General features: G+C 73.2%; 19 protein-coding genes. 8 read left to right on the forward strand and 11 right to left on the reverse strand.

Going from position 1 to position 18,516, the window contains the following annotated elements; all coding sequences use genetic code 11:
* Window positions 1-93 precede the first annotated feature (93 nt).
* The 3 genes from ABZX65_RS16260 to ABZX65_RS16270 all read right to left on the reverse strand — a co-directional run bounded on the left by ABZX65_RS16260 (window position 94) and on the right by ABZX65_RS16270 (window position 2,394).
* Window positions 94-1,170, reverse strand: a complete 1,077-nt coding sequence (locus ABZX65_RS16260) for a phosphatidylinositol-specific phospholipase C domain-containing protein (protein WP_355339256.1) — start codon at window positions 1,168-1,170, stop codon at window positions 94-96.
* A 190-nt stretch (window positions 1,171-1,360) separates the two neighbouring features.
* The gene (locus ABZX65_RS16265; protein WP_355339259.1) at window positions 1,361-1,684 is read right to left on the reverse strand and encodes an AzlD domain-containing protein; all 324 of its coding nucleotides are present in this window, start codon (window positions 1,682-1,684) and stop codon (window positions 1,361-1,363) included.
* Entirely contained in the window at window positions 1,681-2,394 is a 714-nt protein-coding gene (locus ABZX65_RS16270; protein ID WP_355339262.1) for an AzlC family ABC transporter permease, read from the reverse strand. The genes ABZX65_RS16265 and ABZX65_RS16270 overlap by 4 nt, the downstream gene beginning before the upstream one ends.
* 79 nt (window positions 2,395-2,473) lie before the next feature.
* On the opposite strand from ABZX65_RS16270, the gene ABZX65_RS16275 reads away from it, so the two are divergent.
* Entirely contained in the window at window positions 2,474-3,109 is a 636-nt protein-coding gene (locus tag ABZX65_RS16275; protein ID WP_355339265.1) for an XRE family transcriptional regulator, read from the forward strand.
* Window positions 3,110-3,156: 47 nt separating this feature from the next.
* Here the strand turns inward: ABZX65_RS16275 and ABZX65_RS16280 are convergent, their stop codons facing one another.
* Complete coding sequence (locus ABZX65_RS16280; RefSeq protein WP_355339268.1) at window positions 3,157-4,125, reverse strand: hypothetical protein; 969 nt, start codon at window positions 4,123-4,125, stop codon at window positions 3,157-3,159.
* 108 nt (window positions 4,126-4,233) lie between these two features.
* Window positions 4,234-4,707, reverse strand: coding sequence for a hypothetical protein (locus ABZX65_RS16285; RefSeq protein ID WP_355339271.1), 474 nt, complete (start codon window positions 4,705-4,707; stop codon window positions 4,234-4,236).
* Between the two features lie 150 nt (window positions 4,708-4,857).
* Here ABZX65_RS16285 and ABZX65_RS16290 point away from each other — a divergent pair, with 150 nt between their 5' ends.
* Both ABZX65_RS16290 and ABZX65_RS16295 read left to right on the forward strand, forming a co-directional pair.
* Window positions 4,858-5,616 carry a crotonase/enoyl-CoA hydratase family protein gene (locus ABZX65_RS16290; protein ID WP_355339274.1) on the forward strand — a complete coding sequence of 253 codons (759 nt, stop codon included), beginning with the start codon at window positions 4,858-4,860 and terminating at the stop codon, window positions 5,614-5,616.
* Between the two features lie 146 nt (window positions 5,617-5,762).
* Window positions 5,763-6,314, forward strand: a complete 552-nt coding sequence (locus tag ABZX65_RS16295) for an ATP-binding protein (RefSeq protein ID WP_355339524.1) — start codon at window positions 5,763-5,765, stop codon at window positions 6,312-6,314.
* A gap of 149 nt (window positions 6,315-6,463) precedes the next feature.
* Here ABZX65_RS16295 and ABZX65_RS16300 read toward each other — a convergent pair whose 3' ends face one another.
* Entirely contained in the window at window positions 6,464-6,958 is a 495-nt protein-coding gene (locus tag ABZX65_RS16300; RefSeq protein ID WP_355339277.1) for an anthrone oxygenase family protein, read from the reverse strand.
* A gap of 372 nt (window positions 6,959-7,330) precedes the next feature.
* On the opposite strand from ABZX65_RS16300, the gene ABZX65_RS16305 reads away from it, so the two are divergent.
* The 3 genes from ABZX65_RS16305 to alc all read left to right on the forward strand — a co-directional run bounded on the left by ABZX65_RS16305 (window position 7,331) and on the right by alc (window position 10,713).
* The gene (locus tag ABZX65_RS16305) at window positions 7,331-8,377 is read left to right on the forward strand and encodes an AraC family transcriptional regulator (RefSeq protein WP_355339280.1); all 1,047 of its coding nucleotides are present in this window, start codon (window positions 7,331-7,333) and stop codon (window positions 8,375-8,377) included.
* A gap of 123 nt (window positions 8,378-8,500) precedes the next feature.
* Window positions 8,501-9,424: a LysR substrate-binding domain-containing protein gene (locus ABZX65_RS16310; protein WP_355339283.1), complete on the forward strand. Its 924-nt coding sequence runs from the start codon at window positions 8,501-8,503 to the stop codon at window positions 9,422-9,424.
* Window positions 9,425-9,483: 59 nt separating this feature from the next.
* Window positions 9,484-10,713 (forward strand): allantoicase, encoded by a 1,230-nt coding sequence (gene alc, locus ABZX65_RS16315; RefSeq protein ID WP_355339286.1) that lies wholly within the window; start codon window positions 9,484-9,486, stop codon window positions 10,711-10,713.
* 72 nt (window positions 10,714-10,785) lie between these two features.
* On the opposite strand, the gene ABZX65_RS16320 is transcribed toward alc, so the two are convergent.
* The 4 genes from ABZX65_RS16320 to ABZX65_RS16335 all read right to left on the reverse strand — a co-directional run bounded on the left by ABZX65_RS16320 (window position 10,786) and on the right by ABZX65_RS16335 (window position 13,895).
* Window positions 10,786-11,910 carry an aminoglycoside phosphotransferase gene (locus tag ABZX65_RS16320; protein ID WP_355339289.1) on the reverse strand — a complete coding sequence of 375 codons (1,125 nt, stop codon included), beginning with the start codon at window positions 11,908-11,910 and terminating at the stop codon, window positions 10,786-10,788.
* Window positions 11,907-12,332, reverse strand: coding sequence for an ankyrin repeat domain-containing protein (locus ABZX65_RS16325; RefSeq protein WP_355339292.1), 426 nt, complete (start codon window positions 12,330-12,332; stop codon window positions 11,907-11,909). The genes ABZX65_RS16320 and ABZX65_RS16325 overlap by 4 nt, the downstream gene beginning before the upstream one ends.
* Window positions 12,333-12,341: 9 nt before the next feature.
* Window positions 12,342-13,031, reverse strand: a complete 690-nt coding sequence (locus ABZX65_RS16330; protein WP_355339295.1) for a hypothetical protein — start codon at window positions 13,029-13,031, stop codon at window positions 12,342-12,344.
* Between the two features lie 63 nt (window positions 13,032-13,094).
* Entirely contained in the window at window positions 13,095-13,895 is an 801-nt protein-coding gene (locus ABZX65_RS16335) for a maleylpyruvate isomerase family mycothiol-dependent enzyme (RefSeq protein WP_355339298.1), read from the reverse strand.
* Window positions 13,896-14,181: 286 nt separating this feature from the next.
* Here ABZX65_RS16335 and ABZX65_RS16340 point away from each other — a divergent pair, with 286 nt between their 5' ends.
* The gene (locus ABZX65_RS16340; RefSeq protein ID WP_355339301.1) at window positions 14,182-16,233 is read left to right on the forward strand and encodes a DUF5107 domain-containing protein; all 2,052 of its coding nucleotides are present in this window, start codon (window positions 14,182-14,184) and stop codon (window positions 16,231-16,233) included.
* Window positions 16,234-16,293: 60 nt separating this feature from the next.
* Here ABZX65_RS16340 and ABZX65_RS16345 read toward each other — a convergent pair whose 3' ends face one another.
* Window positions 16,294-17,289, reverse strand: coding sequence for a 2-dehydropantoate 2-reductase N-terminal domain-containing protein (locus ABZX65_RS16345; RefSeq protein WP_355339304.1), 996 nt, complete (start codon window positions 17,287-17,289; stop codon window positions 16,294-16,296).
* Between the two features lie 147 nt (window positions 17,290-17,436).
* Between ABZX65_RS16345 and ABZX65_RS16350 the strand changes: the two genes are divergently transcribed.
* On the forward strand, window positions 17,437-18,507 hold the full coding sequence (locus ABZX65_RS16350; protein ID WP_355339307.1) for an RNA ligase (ATP): 1,071 nt from the start codon (window positions 17,437-17,439) through the stop codon (window positions 18,505-18,507).
* The last annotated feature ends 9 nt before the right edge of the window (window positions 18,508-18,516 follow it).

An 18,516-nucleotide genomic window follows, 5' to 3' on the forward strand; every position in this document is an offset into this window, starting at 1 on the left:
AAGGGTAGGCGGAGAAGGAGCGGCACCCCACGGCCGGCGGTCGCCGTGGGGTGCCGTGCTGCGCGGCCGCGGTCGGCCCTGGAACCAGGACCGTCAGCCGTTGCCGCGCGGCAGGACGAGCGACTGGATCTGGGGGAGCCCCTTCCAGTCGTTCGAGGCGATCGTCGCGTGAGCCGCGGCGAGTTGGGCGATCCGCGCCTGCGCGTCGGCCGGGGACGGATTCGCGTCGTCCAGGGCGGGCGCGACATTCTGCGAGTCGGTCATCACGAGCAGGTAATGACGCGCGTCGTACCAGTTCGTGTCGACGTTGAGGAACGCCGAGGCGTCACCGTCGAAGATCACGAACCACGGGCGCAGCGAGGCGTCGGAGTAGCGCGAACGCGGGTCACCCGACTGCACGTTGTGCACGGTCGGGAAGACCTGGGCGGTCGAGACGTGCCCCTTGAGGTAGCTCGCGTACTCGACGTCCGTCCACAGCGTGTCGGTCGGGTTGTTCTCCTCGACGGTGCCGGGGATGATCTCCAGGATCACCTTGCCCGCGAGTTGCTGCCGCGTCGGCCAGTTGCCCGCCTGGGCGGCCTCGTCGAGCGTGCCGTAGCTGCCGCCGCCGGGCTTGGCCAGCAGGTCGGACGGCTTGAACACCAGGCTGCCGAGGTGCGCGCTGATCGACTGGTCCAACTTGGCAGGGCTCATGCCGAGGTTGGCCTGGAAGCCCGCCTTCATCTCCAGCTTGATCATCAGCGGCGCGTGGCCGGGGTGCGCGCCGAGCCAGACGCGTACGTCGTCCAGGCAGCTCTCCAGATCCTTGTTCGCGCCACCCGTGTAGAGCTGCGACGGCGAGGACGCGTCCACGCAGTTGTTGCCGTTGCTGGTCAGGCTGGAGTGGCTGACCTTCCACTCCTGGGTGAAGAAGTCGTCCCACACGTCCAGTTCGATCAGCGACGTGCCCGTGTCCAACGCCTGGGCGAGGTACGGGAAGGCGGCGGGGTCGTAGGTGTTGTGCAGGCCGGACGTCGTGGCGCCCGAGAACGGCAGGGAGCCGGTGTCAGCGGCGGACGCGGATGCGCCGCCTCCGGCTCCGGCGACGGTGAACGCCAGGCATGTGGTGAGCACGCCGAGCAGCGCCGTGCGCAGTCGTAGGGAAACTCGTCGGGACAGCGGACCGGTCACGTGTCCTCCAGTGGGGGGGTGTCTCTCCGTCCGGACGGTGACTGCCGAGCGTGAATCGACGGAGACATGTCACGTAACACGATCTGGAATCCGGCTGTCAGCTACGAATCGAGCCGATCTTCAACGGAATTGACGCCACGTCAGGGGCGCTTCGGTGGGTTGTGGGGCCCGCGTCACGTCCGTACCGCTTTCAGCTCGCGCCCAGCAGCCGCAGCGCCGCCGTGGTGGCCGCGGCGGCGAGCACCACCACGAGGAAGGGTGCCCGGCGCCACGCGCACAGACCGCCGACGGCGACCCCGGCCGGGCGGGCGGCTCCGGCGAAGCCGTGGCCCTCGGTGAGGCTGGAGGTGGCGACCAGGGCGGCGAGCAGCACGACGACGCAGAGCGCCATCAGCCGTTCCAGGCGCGGCGAGAGGGTGACGCGGGCGCGCAGCACGGGCCCGGCGAAACGGAAGGCGAAGGTGCCCGCGCCCAGGGCGACGGTGGCGAGCAGCAGGCTCGTCCCCGTACTCATCGTCCCGCTCCGGTCCGCACGGCGGGGTCCGGCTCCTCGCGACGACCGCCCGCCCGCGCCGCTCCGACCCCGGCCAAGGCGAGCAACACCGGCAGTCCGGCGGGCAGATACGGCGTCGCGGCGAGTGCGATCGCCACTCCGGCCAGCGCTGCCCTGCGCGTCGCGGAGTCGCCGAGGGACGGCAGTACCAGGGCCAGCAGCACGGCTGGGAAGGCCGCGTCCAGCCCGAAGGCGTCGGTGTCGCCGACCGCGCCGCCGCCCAGAGCTCCCAGGACGACACCGGCGTTCCAGCAGACGAACAGGCCGATGCCGCACGCCCAGTACGCCGCCCGCCGCCGTTCGGGTTCGCGCTGGGCGAGGGTGAAGGCCACGGTCTCGTCCGCCATCAGATGGCTGCCCGCGATGCGGCGGAGCGGCCCGGTGCCGAAGACGTCGCCGACCGCGAAGCCGAACGGTACGTGCCGCGCGTTCACGAGCAGGCCCGCGACGACCGCCGCCACCGGATTGCCGCCCGCCGCGACGATGCCGATGAACATGAACTGCGACGCGCCCGCGAAGACCACCACCGACAGCAGCATCGGCAGCCACACCGGCAGGCCGAGCCCCACGGCGATGGCGCCGAACGACACCCCGACGACGGCATCGGCGACGCAGACCAGGGCGATGTCCCGCACCAGGTCCTTCTCCGGAGTTCGCCATATCGAACGCATCGCCGTCTATAATGAACGGAGCGAGGATCGTTCGTCAAGGCGAACGAGTGGACTAGTTTGGCGAACGAAGGGTGCGGCGATGGCGGCGGACAAGGGGGCGCACGCGTCAGGAGAGTCGGGGGAGCCGGGACGCGGCGCGGACGAGGGTGGACGGGAGCGGCAGAGCGGGCGGGCACCGCTGGCGGCCATCGCGGAATCCCTCCAGCGCGAGCGCCGCCGCGCGGGCCTGTCCCTCGCCGAGGTCGCCCGCCGCGCGGGCATCGCGAAATCCACGCTCTCCCAGCTCGAATCGGGCACCGGCAACCCCAGCGTCGAGACCCTGTGGGCGCTGAGCGTCACCCTGAACGTGGCCTTCGCCCAGCTCGTCGACCCGCCCCGCCCCCGCGTCCGCGTCGTCCGCGCGGGCGAGGGCGTCGCCTTCGCCGCCGAGCGCGCGGATTACGTGGCCACGCTCCTCGCCTCCTGCCCGCCGCACGCGCGCCGCGACATCTACCTGGTGTCCGTACAGCCCGGCACCGCCCGCGAGTCCGACCCGCACGCGCCCGGCATGATCGAGCACGTGGTGCTCAGTACCGGCCGCGCGCTGGTCGGCCTCACGGACGATCCCGTCGAACTCCACCCCGGCGACTACATCGCCTATCCGGGCGACGAGCCGCACATCTTCCGCGCGTTGGAGCCGGACACCCTCGCGGTGCTCGTCCAGGAACACCACTGACGCCGCCCTGAGTCAACTCCGCGTACAGCGCCCGTGGTGGCGGTGCGTCAGCCCGCGCGGAGCGTCAACGCGGCCGTGTGCAGGGTGCCTTGCGTGCGGAACTGGAGGAACAGCCGCCAGTCGCCCGCTGTCGGTAGCTCGGCGTGGAAGGCCAGTTCGGGGCCGCCGTGATCGCCGTTCACGGCCGTCGTCGGATGCAGGTGCGCGAACGCCAGATCGCCGGTGTGGAACGCGGTCAGGTGCGCGTACGTCCCCAGGTACGGCTGGAGATCGGTCACCGGGCGGCCGTTCCTGGTCACGGTCACGGCCAGCGTATGCGCCATGCCCGCCATGCCCGCCATGATGTCGCCCTTCACCGTCACCGTGTAACCGTCCACCGTGGCGCTGGTCTTGGGCGCGGGCAGCGGCACGGGCGACGAGGCGGTGCCGGGGACCGTGACCGTACGGCTCAGGACGACGTCCGTCCCCTTGCCGGGGCCCGCGTCCGGCGTGAAGGACGCGAAGAACCGCCACGCGCCGGGTGCGAGCGCCGCCAGCCGCGCCGTCCAGGTGCCGTCCTTCGCCATCCCCGGATGCACGTGCTGGAAGCCGGTGAGATCGGACCGGACCGCGTAGAAGTGCATCCGCTGCGTCTGGTCGAGCGCGAAGGCGGTCAACGGCCTGCCGCCGGGCGCGGTGACGGAGAAGCGGTACGTGGCGGGCGCGCCGGAAGGCAGTCGCGCGTCGGGGGAGACGAGGCGGTAGCCGTCGCGGTCGGCGGACAGGCCGTTGGCGGAGGCTGGGGCGTCCATGCCGTTCATGCCGTCCATGCCGTTCGTGGAGGGCGTGGACGGCATGGAGGGTTTCGAGGGCATGGACGCGGTGGGCGACGTGCGCGACTCGGGTGACGACGCCGGGGCGTGGCCGTGCGCCTGGCCGGCGGTCGTGGAGGAGCCGCCGCCGCAGGCGGTCAGGCCGAGCAGCAGAGCGCAGGTCGCGGCGGTGGCCGCGAGGAGAGCGGGCCGGAGTGTTCGCATGATGCTCTTTCGGGTGAGCGCGCGGAAAACGGCGCGCATATGGATGCGATGCGGACGGATGTGAGGGCGCGACGCCGCACCGGGAACTCCCCGGCGCGGCGGGCCCCTTCACGTCCGCGCGACGCACACCCGCAGCAATATCGCCCGCCCGCCCGGCGGCGGAGCGCGCCGCCGGTCCCGAGACGGCGCGGTGCCGGAGGCGGCCAACCCCGCCCCCAGCAACGGCGGTACGGCGAAGGCGACCTGCGCCCAGCCGGTGAGCGGTGCCCGCGCGCGTACGGGCGTGGCCCAACACGTACCGCCGGAGCCGGTCTTGGCGACGTGGGGGGCGGGGGCCTGCGGCCGTACGTGCGGAGTCGAGTGGGTGGTGGCGGCGACGGGCGCGGTAGCGGACATCCGCGCGATACCCATGTCCGTGCCCATGTTCATGGCCATGGCCATGGGCACGCCGTGGCAGCCCTCGCTCGCGGAAGCCGGTGCGCCGTGCATGAAGAACAGCCCGAGCAGGACCGCGCACACCGCCAACAGCCGGGGCGTACGCGACCGGTGCGCGTGTGCCGGGCCGTCGCCGTCCGCTGTCACCCGGTTGACGATATACCCCCAGGGGGTGTCTTGCTCAGGCGGGTGCCCGCGTGTTAACGCTGCGGGTACACGGTCCATGTGCGATGCCCGCGACACATGGACACATGGACACGTAAACACGCAGACGGCCGACCGGAAGGGGTGCGAGAGATGTCCGTACGCAGCGAGCGCGAAGGCGCCGTCACCACCGTGGTGCTGTCCAGGCCGGAGGCGCGCAACGCGGTGGACGGGCCCACGGCCGCCGCGCTCGCGGACGCCTTCCGTGCCTTCGACGCGGACGAGGAGGCGGCCGTCGCCGTCCTCTGGGGCGAGGGCGGCACCTTCTGCGCGGGCGCGGACCTCAAGGCTATCGGCACCGCACGCGGCAACACGGTCGCCGACGACGGCGACGGCCCGATGGGGCCGACCCGTATGCGGCTCGGGAAACCGGTGATCGCCGCCGTCTCCGGGCACGCCGTCGCGGGCGGTCTCGAACTCGCGCTCTGGTGCGACCTCCGCGTCGCCGAGGAAGACGCCGTGTTCGGCGTCTTCTGCCGCCGCTGGGGCGTGCCGCTGATCGACGGCGGCACCGTACGGCTGCCCCGGCTGATCGGCGCGGGCCGGGCGATGGACCTCGTCCTCACCGGCCGTCCGGTCGACGCGGCGGAAGCCCTCGCCATCGGCCTTGTCGACCGCGTCGTCCCGCCCGGCGCCGCCCGCGCCGCCGCCGAGCGACTCGCGGCCGAGATCGCCGCCTTCCCTCAGACCTGCCTGCGCGAGGACCGGCTCTCCCTGCTGGAGCAGGAAGGTCTGCCCGAAGAGGCCGCCCTGGCCGTGGAGTTGGCGCACGGCCGGATCTCCCTGACCGAGGCGGCGGCGGGCGCCTCCCGCTTCGCCTCCGGCGAGGGCCGCCACGGATCGTTCACCTGACGCCGAACGCCCGCCGTCGGCCGTACGTGCCGGCCCCGTAGCCCTGTCGGGGTCCCCGGACGGCCGCCCGCGTGCCCGTTGTGCTCGCGGGCGTGATCGTGTGACTCAACGGCACCTTCGGCGTCGGCAAGACCACGACGTCCCGGCTGCTCACCGAACTCCTCCCCGACGCGCGGATCTTCGACTCCGAGACGGTCGGCTCCATGCTGCGCCCCGTCCTCGCCTCGGTCCCCGTCGCCGACTTCCAGGACCATCCGCCGTGGCGCGCCCTCGTGGTCGAGACGGCCGCGCAGATCCTCGGTTACGTCGGCGGGACGCTGGTCGTACCGCAGTCGGTGCTGGTGCGGGCGTACTGGACCGAACTGCGGGACGGGTTCGCGAAGTCCGGCATTCCGCTGCGGCACTTCGTGCTGCACGCCGACCCGTTGACGCTCGCCGCGCGGATCGACAACGACCCCGAGGGCACCGGCATCCGACGCTGGCGGCACGACCACGTCGCCCCGTACGCCGCCGCCCTCCCCTGGCTGCGCGAGGAGGCCGAGATCGTCGAGACGGCGGACGTCGCCCCCGACGAGGTGGCGCGGCGGATCGCGGCCGCGGTGACCGCCCAGGGCGTGTCCGTGAAGTCGCCTCTGGCTGGCGGCGCCTGGCACGCACGCCCGCCGCGTCGCCGGAACACCCGAATAGCTCCGCTATGAGGCCACCCCGGAGCCTTGCGCTCAAGGGCCCCCGGACGGAGTCCGGGGGAACACCACACGCCCCATGGAGCGCCCATGATCCGCCGGACACGCCTTAGGACGTAACGGCCGCGAAGCCGCGTGCCGTTCGCCCGTCGGCCCGGCGGGGGTCATCCCCGGCCCAGCCGCAGGGCCCAGGCCAGGCAGCCGAGCGCGGCGGTCGTGGTCAGGACGCGGGCGACGTTCCAGCGCAGCCAGGCGGACTCGAACTGCTCCCGGACGGCGGCGAGATCGCGGATCTTCGACGGGTCGCCCGCGGCGGCGAGCTTGTCGTTGAGCGGGACGTTGAAGCCCATGGTGACGACGAGCGAGACGGCGTAGAGGACCACCCCCGCGATGATCCACGGCAGCGCGGACCGTCCGTCGCCGCGCCAGTGCAGCGCCGCCGCGATCCCGCCCAGGACCAGTGCGCCGCCGAAGGCGAGGCTGAACCAGCCGTTGAGTATGGCCACGTTGACGCGTTGCATGGCCTCCACGAACGTCCGGTCGTCGGAGGCGGCGAGGCCCGGCATGACGGCGACGGAGAAGGCGAAGTACAGGCCCGCCATCAGGCCGGTGGCGAGCGTGGCGGCGAGCAGCACGAGACTGCGGATGTCGCCGGACATGGCAACTCCTCTGGGTCCTCGGGGACGAGCGGTCGGATTCCGGCCCGACTCGGGCCGCTGGTAGGCGGGTTGGCGGTCCCGACCGGAGCGGTCCTGCGGGAGCGGCCGCTCCCGGCGCGGCTGCCGCTCCGGGTCCGCCGCGCCGCCGCCGGACATCGGCTGAGGCGGCGGCGTACCGTACGGCCACGCCGCGTAATCCTGCTGGTGCGGAGCCTGCTGAGGTGGCTGTTGAGGTGCCCGCTGAGGTGTCCGGTCGCGGGGCGCGGTATGCGCGTTCGGTGTCATGGCCTCAGTGAAACGGCGGCGAGGGCGGCGGGACCATCGTCGAAAAGCTCACCCCCATGCGCGGGCGTCCAGTCCTAGGCTGGGCGCATGGACGCACTGGCGAATCTGCTGGACGGGCCGCGGGCCCGAGGCGCCTTCCTGCTGCGGTCGATCCTCACCCCGCCCTGGTCGCTGCGGATCGAGGACCGGGCGCCGCTGACGCTGGCCCTGATGGTGCGCGGCGACGGCTGGGTGGTACCGGACAAGGGCGACCCCGTACGGCTGTGCCCCGGTGACATCGCGGTGATCCGCGGCCCGGAGCCGTACACGGTCGCGGACGCGCCGGCCACCGAGCCGCAGATCGTCATCCATCCCGGACAGGTCTCCGCGACCCCGCAGGGCGTCGAGCTGTGCGAGGAGATGGAGCTGGGGGTCCGGACGTGGGGTGACGTGCCGCCCGAGGCGGTGGGTACGGTCGGCGCGCCGGGACCGGTGCGGTCCGTGTCGGGAGCCGTCGGCGCAGGTCAGAGGGGTGCCGGGACCGCCGAGGACTCCGTGGTGATGATCACCGGGACGTATCAGATGCGCGGCGAGATCAGCCAGCGGCTGCTCTCCGCCCTGCCGCACGTCCTGGTCATGCCGGGCGACGCCTGGGCCAGCCCGCTGCCCGCACTGCTCTGCGAGGAGATCGTCAGGGACGAGCCGGGGCAGGAGGTCGTCCTCGACCGGCTCCTCGACCTGCTGCTGATCGCGGTGCTGCGCGCCTGGTTCTCCCGCCCGGAGGCCGGCGCGCCCGCCTGGTACGTCGCCCAGAGCGACCCGGTCGTCGGCCCCGCGCTGCGCCTGCTGCACGACGACCCCGCGCACCCGTGGACGGTCGCGGCGCTGGCCGCCAGGACCGGCGTCTCCCGCGCCGCCCTCGGCCGCCGCTTCACCGATCTCGTCGGCGAACCGCCCATGTCGTACCTGACCAACTGGCGGCTCTCCCTCGCCGCCGACCTGCTGCGCGAGCCGGACGCCACCATTGGCGCCGTGGCCCGCAAGGTGGGATACGGCAGCCCCTTCGCGCTCAGCGCCGCCTTCAAGCGCGTCCGCGGCATCAGCCCGCAGCAGCACCGCGAGGGTGTGGTGGCGGAGGGGAGCGCGGCGTCCTGATCCGTCCGGCGGGCGCGCGGGGGCCTTCGGGGGGCGCGTACGGGCGCCTCGTACGATTCCTGCGTCCCATGCACCGTTCGGTTTGAGCCGGGGTATCGGGCCGGAATTGTTTAGGCTGGCTGCATGAAGGACTGGGATCTCCGCAAGCTGCAAATCCTCCGCGCGCTGCGCGACACCGGTACGGTCACGGCCGCCGCGGGCGCGCTGCGGATGACCCCGTCGGCCGTCTCGCAGCAACTGGCCGCGCTCTCCAAGCAGATCGGCACGCCGGTGTTGGAGGCGCGCGGTCGCGGCGTACGGCTGACCGGCGCCGCGCACGTCCTGCTCAGACACGCCGAGGTCGTCTTCGCGCAACTCGAACGCGCGGGCGCCGAACTCGACGGGTACGCACAGGGCGAGGTCGGCGTCGTGAAGGTCGGCGCCATCGCCACGTCCATCACGCGCCTGGTGGTGCCCGCCGCGCGGCTGCTGCGCCGCGACGCGCCCGGCATCACCTTGTCGGTGCGCGAGGCGGAGGCCGCCGAGGTGTACGAGGAGCTGGCCGCCGGAGACGTGGATCTCGCGCTGTCGCTGGCCGTGGACGCGCCGACGGCCCGCGACACGCGCTTCGTGATCGCCCCGCTGCTCACCGACCCGCTGGACATCGCGCTGCCCGCGACGCATCCGCTGGCCGCCGCGCCGGGGCTGCGACTGGCCCAGCTCGCCGAGGACCCGTGGATCTTCGGCAGTCGCGGACCGTGGCGCGAGATCACCCTGGCGGCCTGCGCCGAGGCCGGATTCGTGCCGGAGCAGGCGCACGCCGCCGCCGACTGGCCCGCGATCTTCGCCCTGGTCGCGGCCGGAATGGGGATCGCGCTGGTGCCGCGGATGTCCGCGTCCGGCGCTCTGACCCAGGACTTGGCGGTACGGCCGCTGGACGTGGACCGGCCGCGGCGCCGGATCGTGGGCGCGGTGCGCGGCGGCTCGCAGGACGCCCCGCTGCTGCGGCGGACGCTGGGGGCGCTGCGGCGGGCCGCGGAGCTGGACCCGACCATGCAGTTGGACTGAATAATGGCTTCAGTAAGTTTCGATGGACGTGAAGGGTCGGGTCGGCCGAGAGTAGAGGCATGACGACGACAGAGACGCATGAGACGACGGCAGCGGGATCGGCGCCGGGGACGGCACCGGTTGGGGGAACGGCTGGGGGAGCGGCGACAGGCGCGGCGGCCGGGACCGGGGCCGGCACTTTCACGGACCTGACCTCCTTCACGGGTGACGCGCTTCCTTACGGCGGCGGCAACCCCTTCGCGGACTACCGCCGCGTGGAGCTTCCCTTCGCGGGACTCGCGGACCTGGCCGACCGCAGGCTGGGCGCGGGGGTGGTCGCCGCCAATGACGAGTTCTTCGCCGAGCGGGAGAATCTGCTGGTGGCCGGGCCCGCGGTCTTCGACCCCGAGCGCTTCGGGCACAAGGGCAAGATCATGGACGGCTGGGAGACGCGGCGCAGGCGGGGGGCGTCCGCGCAGGTCCCGCACCCCGATCCGGCCGACCACGACTGGGCGCTGATACGGCTGGGGACGCCGGGCGTGATCCGCGGCCTGGTGATCGACACCGCGCACTTCCGGGGCAATTACCCGCAGGCGGTGTCGGTGGAGGCCACCGCGCACTCGATGTCGGCGGCGCCCGAGGATCTGCTCGACCCGGCGGTGGAGTGGACCGAGCTGGTCCCGCGCACGGCGGTCGGCGGGCACGCGGAGAACGCGTTCGCGGTGCATGTGGAGCGCCGCTTCACCCACCTGCGCCTGCGGCAGCACCCCGACGGGGGGATCGCCCGGCTGCGGGTCTACGGCGAGGTGGCGCCCGACCCGGGGTGGCTGGCCGAGCTGGGCACCTTCGACCTGGTGGCGCTGGAGAACGGCGGCACAGTGGAGGACGCCTCCGACCGCTTCTACTCCCCGCCCGAGCACACCATCCTGCCCGGCCGCTCCCGGAAGATGGACGACGGCTGGGAGACCCGCCGCCGCCGTGACACCGGGAACGACTGGATCCAGTACCGGCTCGTGGACCAGGGCGTGATCCGTGCCATCGAGATCGACACGGCCTATCTCAAGGGCAACGCGGCGGGCTGGGCGACGCTGTCGGTCCGCGACGGGGAGGACGGCGAGTGGATCCCGCTGCTGCCGCGGGTCAAGCTCCAGCCGGACAGCGTGCACCGCTTCCTGGTCAACCCGATACCGGCCACCCACGTCCGGATCGAGATCTTCCCCGACGGCGGCATATCCCGGCTGCGGCTGCACGGCTCGCTGACCGAGCGCGGCGCGACCAGCCTGGCCGAGCGGACGGAAGCCATCAGCTAGCGCGAGGCCGACGTCGGGCAGGCCACCGTGGGGAGGGGGTCCCGTTCGTCAGGGTCTTCTGCGGGAGGGTCCTCAGCGGGCGGGGCTGAGGATCTGTTCCGACCAGGAGACCAGGTGCTCGAAGAGGCCGGTCCTGCGGCGGAGTACGGCCAGGGGGTCGTGGTCCACGTCGTAGGCGGCGGAGCCGACCCGGCCGCCGACGGCGAGGCGGGTGAGCATCAAAGGGGCGAGCCAGCAGTATTTGGCGGCGCCCGCGGCGGCCACCGAGCGGCGCAGCTCGTCCTCGCCCAGGGCGGCCCCGGCATCGCGGGCACCGGCCAGATAGCCCTCGATGACGGCGGCGGAGATCTCCGGCAGCAACTCCCCTGGTATCAGGCCGTCGGCGACGCAGTCCGGGATGAGGTTGGCGATGTCCTCGCCCACGGCGCCTTCCCCGACGAAGGCCCAGTCGAGCAGGACGGTACGGCCGCCGGCCGGTTGGGCGGCAGGGGCGCCGGGGGAGTGCGCGGGGGAGTCGTCCCGGGCGATCAGGTTGAGCGGCCAGACATCGAGGTGGCACAGGGTGCGGGGGCCGGATTCGGCGGCGGCGAGCAGGGTGTCGCGCTGCTCCCACATACGGCGCAGGCCGGTGCGCAGGGCGGCGGGCCAGACGGCGGCGGCGTCGGGCAGGTCCCAGGGGAGTTTAGCGGGCAGGGACTTGCTCTCCACGTACTGGCGGAGCCAGCCCCGGGAGAGCCAGGGCTCCGCAGGGAGCCGCCCGGTCCAGCGGGCCTGTGCGAAGCCGAGACCATGGGCGAAGGCGGCCAGGCGCTCCACCGGCCACTGTGAGCCGGGCACCCCGGTGACGTCCTCCAGCCACAGGGCGAAGGAGCCGTCCGCCCGCTCGTCCGCGGCGAGCAGGCGGGGGCCGTCGATCCCGGCGTCGGCGAAGACGGTCGCGGTCAGGCCGTCGCGGTAGGCGAGCGGCTCGCGGCGCCAGTGATTCCAGTGCTGCGGCTCGGGGCTGGTCTGCCAACTGCCCGAGCCCTTGGGGACGCACACCTTGAGGACCGCGCTGCCGTCGGGGCCGGTCACCCGCCAGATGCCGTCGGTGGCCTGGTTGTCCTGATTGTGGGTGAGTTCGGTGTAGGACCAGGTGGGTGCCGCACCGCCGAGGGCCGAGGCCACGCAGGAGGGGACGAGCGTCGCGGGGGTCACTGGGCGCCGAAGAGCTTCAGCAACTCGTCCTTGCCGAACATCCGGGCCGTGTCGACCGCGGACGGCACGCCCGCGGCCGGGTCGGCGCCGCCGTCGACCAGGGCGGTGATGACGTCCTGCTCGCCCTTGAAGACGGCGCCGGCCAACGGGGTCTGGCCCCGGTCGTTGGCACGGTCCGGCTCCGCGCCGCGGGCCAGCAGCGCCCGCACGGTCTGCCCGTGACCGTGGTATGCGGCGAGCATCAGCAGAGTGTCACCGCGGTCGTTGGTGAGATTCGCGGGGACTCCCGCGTCGATGTAGGCGGCCAGTTTGTCGGTGTCGCCCTGCCGGGCGAGGTCGAAGACCTGGGCGGCGAGCTGAAGCAGCTCGGGGTCGTGAGCGGGCTCGCTCTCGGCGGCGGGATCGGGCGTCGGCTCGGTCATGATCCCAGCCTACGCAGCGGGGCACTGTCCGTTGAAGAAGGAGATCACCACGCGTCGCGGCGCGCCCTGGCCGACCTGGACGTCCACCGGGACGCAGGCGTGGCCGTCACCGGCGACGAAGAAGCCGCCGATGAAGACGACGGGCTGGGCCGGGCAGGCGTCGAAGGTGATCGCGGGCGCCGGGGTGGACCCGAAGGCACGGCCGTACTCCAGCCCGGCCTTGGCCCGCTGCTCGGCGCCGATGGTCAAGGTGACCGTCGACCCGGTCCGTATGGAGGCGGCGACCTTGTAATGCCAGCCGTCGGAGTTGTGGTAGCCGTGGCCGGTCTGGTCGCCGTCGGCCAGGGCGCGCAGACCGGTCCAGGTGAGGGGACCCACTGTTACATCGTTCTTCGCGGTGGCCGGTGCGGCGGAAGACGAAGCGGAAGCAGCGGAAGAAGAGGAAGTAGAGGAAGGGGAGGTGGGTGCGATGGTGGTCGAACCAGCGGATTTCGCGGGGCTGTTGCCCGTGGTCACCTCGGTGGCGGAGCCGCCGGGCGAGCGCACGGCTTCGACGCACGCCACCGGGCGGGGGTGCTCGATGCTGCCGACCGGGGGCGGTGCCTCGATGGTGACGCGGGCGGAGTCGGTGACGACGGGGCGGTGCGTGGAACCGCCCGAGGAGCAGGCGGACAGCAGGGCGATCACCCCTAACGCCACACCGGACGCTCGTATCCCGCGACCAGACATGCGCATCACTCCCTCACGCAGGACGGTACGTGGTCAGCCGAGCGGCGGCCAGACCACCAACTGCCGTACCAGCGCGGGGTCTCCGGTCAGCCGCAGCGCGTCGGTCCCGTCCCAGGGGGCCCTGCGGTACAGCGCCAGCAGCAGATCGCTGGCGGGGCCGGAAAGGGTGGCACCGGGCTCCGGGCCGTCGCCGGGTCCGCCGCGGACCGCCGAGGCACCGGTGGTGTCGAGGATCAGGGTCCAGGCCGGGCCCTCGTCGGCGACCAGCGCGACACGGGCCGGTGCGTGCGGCCAGCCGTCCATCGAGCCGAAACCGACGTGCAGGAATTCATCCAGGGCGTCGGCGGCGAGGGCGGGCGGCAGCGGTTCGGTGACCCCCGCGGCCTCCTGCGCGTCGCGGGCGTGGACGGCCGCCTCCTGGACCTGGTGGCGGGCGACGGAACCCGAGGTCGCCGCGTTGCCCGACTCCGCCCACCAGGTCCAACAGCCGGTGTCGGGACCGGCCGCCCGCAGGGCGTCGAGCAGCAGCACCGTCGAGGCCGCCGACCAGGACTGCAGGTCGTCACCCGGCATGCGGTCGCCGAGCGCCCCGTCCGACGGCGGCCGGACGGCGGGGCCCGCGGCGACCGTCGCCGCCCAGAAGCGCTGCACCTGGCCGACATGCGTCAGCAGATCCCGGACGGTCCAGTCGGGGCAGCCCGGAATCCGGGCCTCGACGGGTGCGGCCCGCGCGGCCTCGCGCAGGACCGCGGACCGCTCCTCGATGAGTTCGAGCCAGTCGGTGAACCGGAGTTCGGGCGAGGCCGGCGTCTGCGAGGAGCGCGAAGTCGTCATGGCCACCGTTGTAGCAGCGACCACCGACAATGCCCCCGGTCCGGCGGCCGGGACAGCCCGCGGGCCCCATGTCCGGTGCGGTGCGCGGAAGATCGAGAAGGCCGCGCCCGGCCGGTCCCGCGGCCGAATTTATGGCCGGATTTCTGACCGATTCCACAGGTTTTGCCCAACCCTGACCACGGCGGGCTCTGTTCACCGCGACGGGAAACCTGTTCCATGGTCATCAGACGGCCGCCGCGACCGAAGGCGGCCACGTGTGCCAGAAGAGGTGGCCTTGCCTACGACCGTGCGGCGTACCGCTGTGAGCATTCCGGCCGCGGCCCTCGGCCCGGAGAACCCGCTGCCCGCATTGCGCCCGCTCGACGAGCTGCACCGGCTGGACCTCAAGGACCGCGAGGGACTGCCCGCCGACATGGCCAGGCAGCTCGGCTACGCGCCACTGCGCTCGGTGCTGCCGGTTCGCGTCCTCGACGGCTACGGCCGGGACCGCGCCCCGGCCGCCCTCGACGCACTCGTCATCGAGAACGACCGCATCCGCGCCACCGTGCTGCCCGGCCTCGGCGGCAGGCTGTACTCGCTGGTCCACAAGGCGACCGGACGTGAACTGCTCTACCGCAACCCGGTGTTCCAGCCCGCCGCGTTCGCGCTGGCCGGTGCCTGGTTCTCCGGCGGCGTGGAGTGGAATCTCGGCGCCACCGGCCACGCCGCCCACACCTGCGCCCCGCTGCACGCCGCCCGCGTCCCCGCCCCGGACGGCGGCGAGATGCTGCGCCTGTGGGAGTGGGAGCGGCTGCGCGACCTGCCCTTCCAGATCGACATGTGGCTGCCCGCCGACTCCGACTTCCTCTACGTCGGCATCCGGGTCCGCAATCCGCACGAGCGCACCGTGCCCGCCTACTGGTGGTCCAACATCGCCGTTCCCGAGACCGACCGCACCCGGGTGCTCGCCCCCGCCGACGCCGCCTGGCACTTCGGCTACAGCCGCACCCTCAGCCATGTGCCGGTCCCCGCGCCCGACGGCGCCACCGACATCACCTACACCACCCGCTCCGAGCACGCCGCCGACTACTTCTTCGACGTGGCCGACACCGACCGCCGCTGGATCACCGCCCTCGACGGCGAAGGACACGGCCTCGTCCAGACCTCCACCGACCTGCTGCGCGGACGCAAGCTCTTCCTGTGGGGCCACGGCCGCGGCGGGCGGCGCTGGCAGGAGTGGCTGACCGAGCCCGGCACCGGCGGCTACCTGGAGATCCAGGCCGGTCTCGCCAGGACACAGCTCGAACACATCCCCATGGCCGCGGATTCGGAATTCTCCTGGCTGGAGGCGTACGGACCGCTCGCCGCCGACCCCGCGCTCGTGCACGGCGACGACTGGTCCGCCGCGCGCGCCGAGGCCGGGGGACGACTCGAGGCCGCCCTCCCGCGCGCCACCGTTGACGCCGCCTACACCGCGTGGCTGGCGCACGCCGACACCGACCCCAAGGACCTGCTCGCCACCGGCTCCGGCTGGGGCGCCCTCGAAAGCGAGCGCGGCCACTTCCACCTGCCCGGCACCCCGTTCCCCGCCACCACGCTCGGCGACCCGCAGAAGCCCTGGCTGGAACTGCTGCTCGCCGGGATCTTCCCGAGACCCGCCGCCGACGCGCCGCCGGGACCCGCGCTCGTCTCCCCGGAGTGGCGCGAACTGCTGGAGTCCGCCGACACCTATCCCGGCAACGAGTGGTTCCGCGACTACTACCTCGGCATCGCCCAGTGGGCCGCGGGCGACCGCGCGCAGGCCGTGCGCAGTTGGGAACGGTCGGTCGCCGCCCACCCCTCGCCGTGGGGCCTGCGCGCCCTGGCCGTCGCCGAGGCCGACGCGGGCCAGACCGACCGCGCCGCCGACCGCTACCTGGCCGCGTACGACAGCCTGCGCGAGACGTTCACCGCGCTTCCGGACCGCCCGGACGTCCGGCGCGCCCTGATCGTCGAGGCCGTGCCCGTCCTGCTCGCCGCGGGCCGCGCCGCCGACGCCGAACGCGTCCTCGCCGATCCGGACCAGGCTCCGGAGGGCGACCGGCACGGCCCGGACTGCGGGCGGCTACGGCTGCTGCGCGCGCAGACCGCGCTCGCCCGCGGCCAAGTCGCCGAGGCCCGGGCGCTGTTCGACGAGGGCTTCGTCGTGGAGGACCTGTACGAGGGCGCCGAGGCGCTGACCGACACCTGGTACGCCATAGCCGAGCGCCTTGTCGCGGGCGACGGCCCCGTCACCGACGACATCAGGACCCGCGCGCGGGCGGAACACCCGCTGCCCGCCGCGTACGACTTCCGGATGCGGCCGGAGACGGTGCCGTAGGGAGCGGGCGGTCCCGGCCGCACAGCGACTGCGGCCGACGTCCGTTGGCCGCCGTGCCGCCTACGCCCGGCTCGCGGCGACCAGTGCCGCCGTCTCGTCCGCCGTCAGGTCACCGGGGCGGCGGCCGTCGCGGGCAAAGGAGTTGGCGGTACGGCGCAGCGCCTCGTTGACGGGCGTCGGCACGCCGAAGCGGCGGCCCAGCAGCACGATCTCGCCGTTGAGGTAGTCGGCCTCGATGGAGCCGGTGCCCCGGGTGAGGCTCTGCCAGGACGAACCGCCGCCGCGCTCACCGCCGTTGACGGGCAGCAGCTCCACCCGGTCGCCGCGCACGCGGGCCTGCTCCTCCTGGCTGACGTGCGCGACACCGGCCGCGTCCAGCACCGCGACTCCTTCCGCGCGGGCCCGCTGATACACCTCGAACAGCGGCCCCTCACCGATCGGACCGGACACCGCCTCCAGGGAGTTGCCCAGATTCGACAGCAATTTGCCGTACTTCCACGCCATCACGTCCTGCGAGACCGGCGCCGCGAAGCCCGAGCCCTCAAGGTCGGCGGCGATCCGCCGCGTCGTGTCGTCCGCGCCCGACGGATAGCGGCCCAAGGTCAGAATCCCGGACAGCGGCGCACCCGGCGCCTGCACGACACCCGGCTCCAGGTGGGAGGTCGGCAGCCAGACGCACATCCCGTGCACGTTCGGGAAGTGGCGCAGCGCCAGCCGCTCGTTCTCGACCCCGTTCTGCGCGCACACCACGGCGGGACCGGCACCGTCCGAGCCGACCCCGTACCCGTCCCACCGCGTCAGCACCGACGCCGTGTCCTGCGTCTTGACGCCCAGCACCAGCACGTCGTCGGGCCGCGCCCGCAGCGCCTCCGGCCCGTCCGCGACGGGCACGGGCAACGTCATCGTGCGGTCCGGCAGTTCGAGCCGCAGGCCCCGCTCGCGCAGCGCGTCGAGATGGCCGCCGCGTGCCACCAGGACGACCTCGTGACCGCCGTCGAACAGCCGCCCGCCGATCGTGCCGCCGACCGCTCCCGCTCCGATGATGATGTATCGCACACCAAGAGACTCGCACACGCCCGCCCCGGTCCCCCCGCCGCACCGCGCCGAAAACCGGTGGCCGGGCGCCCGCGCCCCCCGCCACAGTGATCGTCGGGGAGAACACCCGACCACCACCATCCGACCACCACATACGGGGGGACCGTCATGTCCACATTGCGCGTGACCGCGGAGCGGCTCACCATCCTCGACCACCCCAACGCCGACGCGCTCGAACTGGCGCAGGTCGGCCTCTACCGCGCCGTGGTCGCCAAAGGCGCCTACCGCAGCGGCGACTTCGCCGTCTACATCCCCGAACAGGCCGTGCTGCCCGAGCCGTTGATCACGGAGCTGGGCCTGACCGGCAGGCTGGCCGGAAGCGCCGCGAACCGCGTCAGGGCGGTCCGGCTGCGCGGCGAGCTGTCGCAGGGCATCGTCTGCCGTCCGGCCGCGCTCGACGGTACGGATCTGGAGCGGGCCGCCGCCGGGGGAGCGGACTTCGCCGAACGGCTCGGCATCGTCAAATGGGTGCCTCCGGTGCCGGTGTCGATGAGCGGCGACGTGGAGTCGGCGCCCGACCTGCTGCCCTGGATCGACATCGAGAACCTCAAGCGCTACCCGGACATCTTCGCGCCCGGCGACCCGGTCACCGTCACCGAGAAGCTGCACGGCACGGCCTGCTGCCTCACCTACTACGCGGACGGCGGCGCCGTGCACGTCACGTCCAAGGGCCTCGGCGGACAGCGCCTCGCCCTCACCGAGACCGACCGCAATCTCTACTGGCGCGCCGTCCTCGGCCACGGCCTGCCCGCCGTCGCGGCCCGGCTCGCCGAGCGGCTGGGCGCCGACCGGATCGGCGTCTACGGCGAGGTGTACGGCAGCGGCGTGCAGGATCTCGGCTACGGCGCCGACGCCCGCGCGCAGGGCGCGCCCGGTTACGCGGCGTTCGACGTGTGCGCGGACATCGGCGGGCGGGTGCGCTGGCTGGACGCCTTCGCGCTGCTGGCGGGCGAAGTGCCGCTGGTGCCCAAGCTGTTCGAGGGCCCCTTCGACCAGGAGGCGGTGCTGGCGCTGGCCCAGGGCACGGAGACGGTCTCCGGCCGCGGCCTGCACTTGCGCGAGGGCGTCGTGGTGCGCACGGCCGACGACCGCTACAGCGACGTGCTCGGCGGCCGGGCCATCGCCAAGGTCGTCAGCGACGCCTACCTGACCCGCAAAGGCGGCACGGAGTACGAGTGAGACCGGCCC

It is taken from the genome of Streptomyces sp. NPDC003300 (assembly GCF_040610915.1).
Taxonomy (GTDB): domain Bacteria; phylum Actinomycetota; class Actinomycetes; order Streptomycetales; family Streptomycetaceae; genus Actinacidiphila.

What these genes read in the sequence shown, in the direction of transcription:
- ABZX65_RS16350 (WP_355339307.1), top strand. Translation starts at nt 17,437, where the DNA reads ATGTCCACATTGCGCGTGACCGCGGAGCGGCTCACCATCCTCGACCAC.
- ABZX65_RS16305 (WP_355339280.1), top strand. Translation starts at nt 7,331, where the DNA reads ATGGACGCACTGGCGAATCTGCTGGACGGGCCGCGGGCCCGAGGCGCC.
- ABZX65_RS16280 (WP_355339268.1), bottom strand. Translation starts at nt 4,125, where the DNA reads ATGCGAACACTCCGGCCCGCTCTCCTCGCGGCCACCGCCGCGACCTGC.
- ABZX65_RS16335 (WP_355339298.1), bottom strand. Translation starts at nt 13,895, where the DNA reads ATGACGACTTCGCGCTCCTCGCAGACGCCGGCCTCGCCCGAACTCCGG.
- ABZX65_RS16275 (WP_355339265.1), top strand. Translation starts at nt 2,474, where the DNA reads ATGGCGGCGGACAAGGGGGCGCACGCGTCAGGAGAGTCGGGGGAGCCG.
- ABZX65_RS16310 (WP_355339283.1), top strand. Translation starts at nt 8,501, where the DNA reads ATGAAGGACTGGGATCTCCGCAAGCTGCAAATCCTCCGCGCGCTGCGC.
- ABZX65_RS16290 (WP_355339274.1), top strand. Translation starts at nt 4,858, where the DNA reads ATGTCCGTACGCAGCGAGCGCGAAGGCGCCGTCACCACCGTGGTGCTG.
- ABZX65_RS16265 (WP_355339259.1), bottom strand. Translation starts at nt 1,684, where the DNA reads ATGAGTACGGGGACGAGCCTGCTGCTCGCCACCGTCGCCCTGGGCGCG.
- alc (WP_355339286.1), top strand. Translation starts at nt 9,484, where the DNA reads ATGACGACGACAGAGACGCATGAGACGACGGCAGCGGGATCGGCGCCG.
- ABZX65_RS16325 (WP_355339292.1), bottom strand. Translation starts at nt 12,332, where the DNA reads ATGACCGAGCCGACGCCCGATCCCGCCGCCGAGAGCGAGCCCGCTCAC.
- ABZX65_RS16300 (WP_355339277.1), bottom strand. Translation starts at nt 6,958, where the DNA reads ATGTCCGGCGACATCCGCAGTCTCGTGCTGCTCGCCGCCACGCTCGCC.
- ABZX65_RS16270 (WP_355339262.1), bottom strand. Translation starts at nt 2,394, where the DNA reads ATGCGTTCGATATGGCGAACTCCGGAGAAGGACCTGGTGCGGGACATC.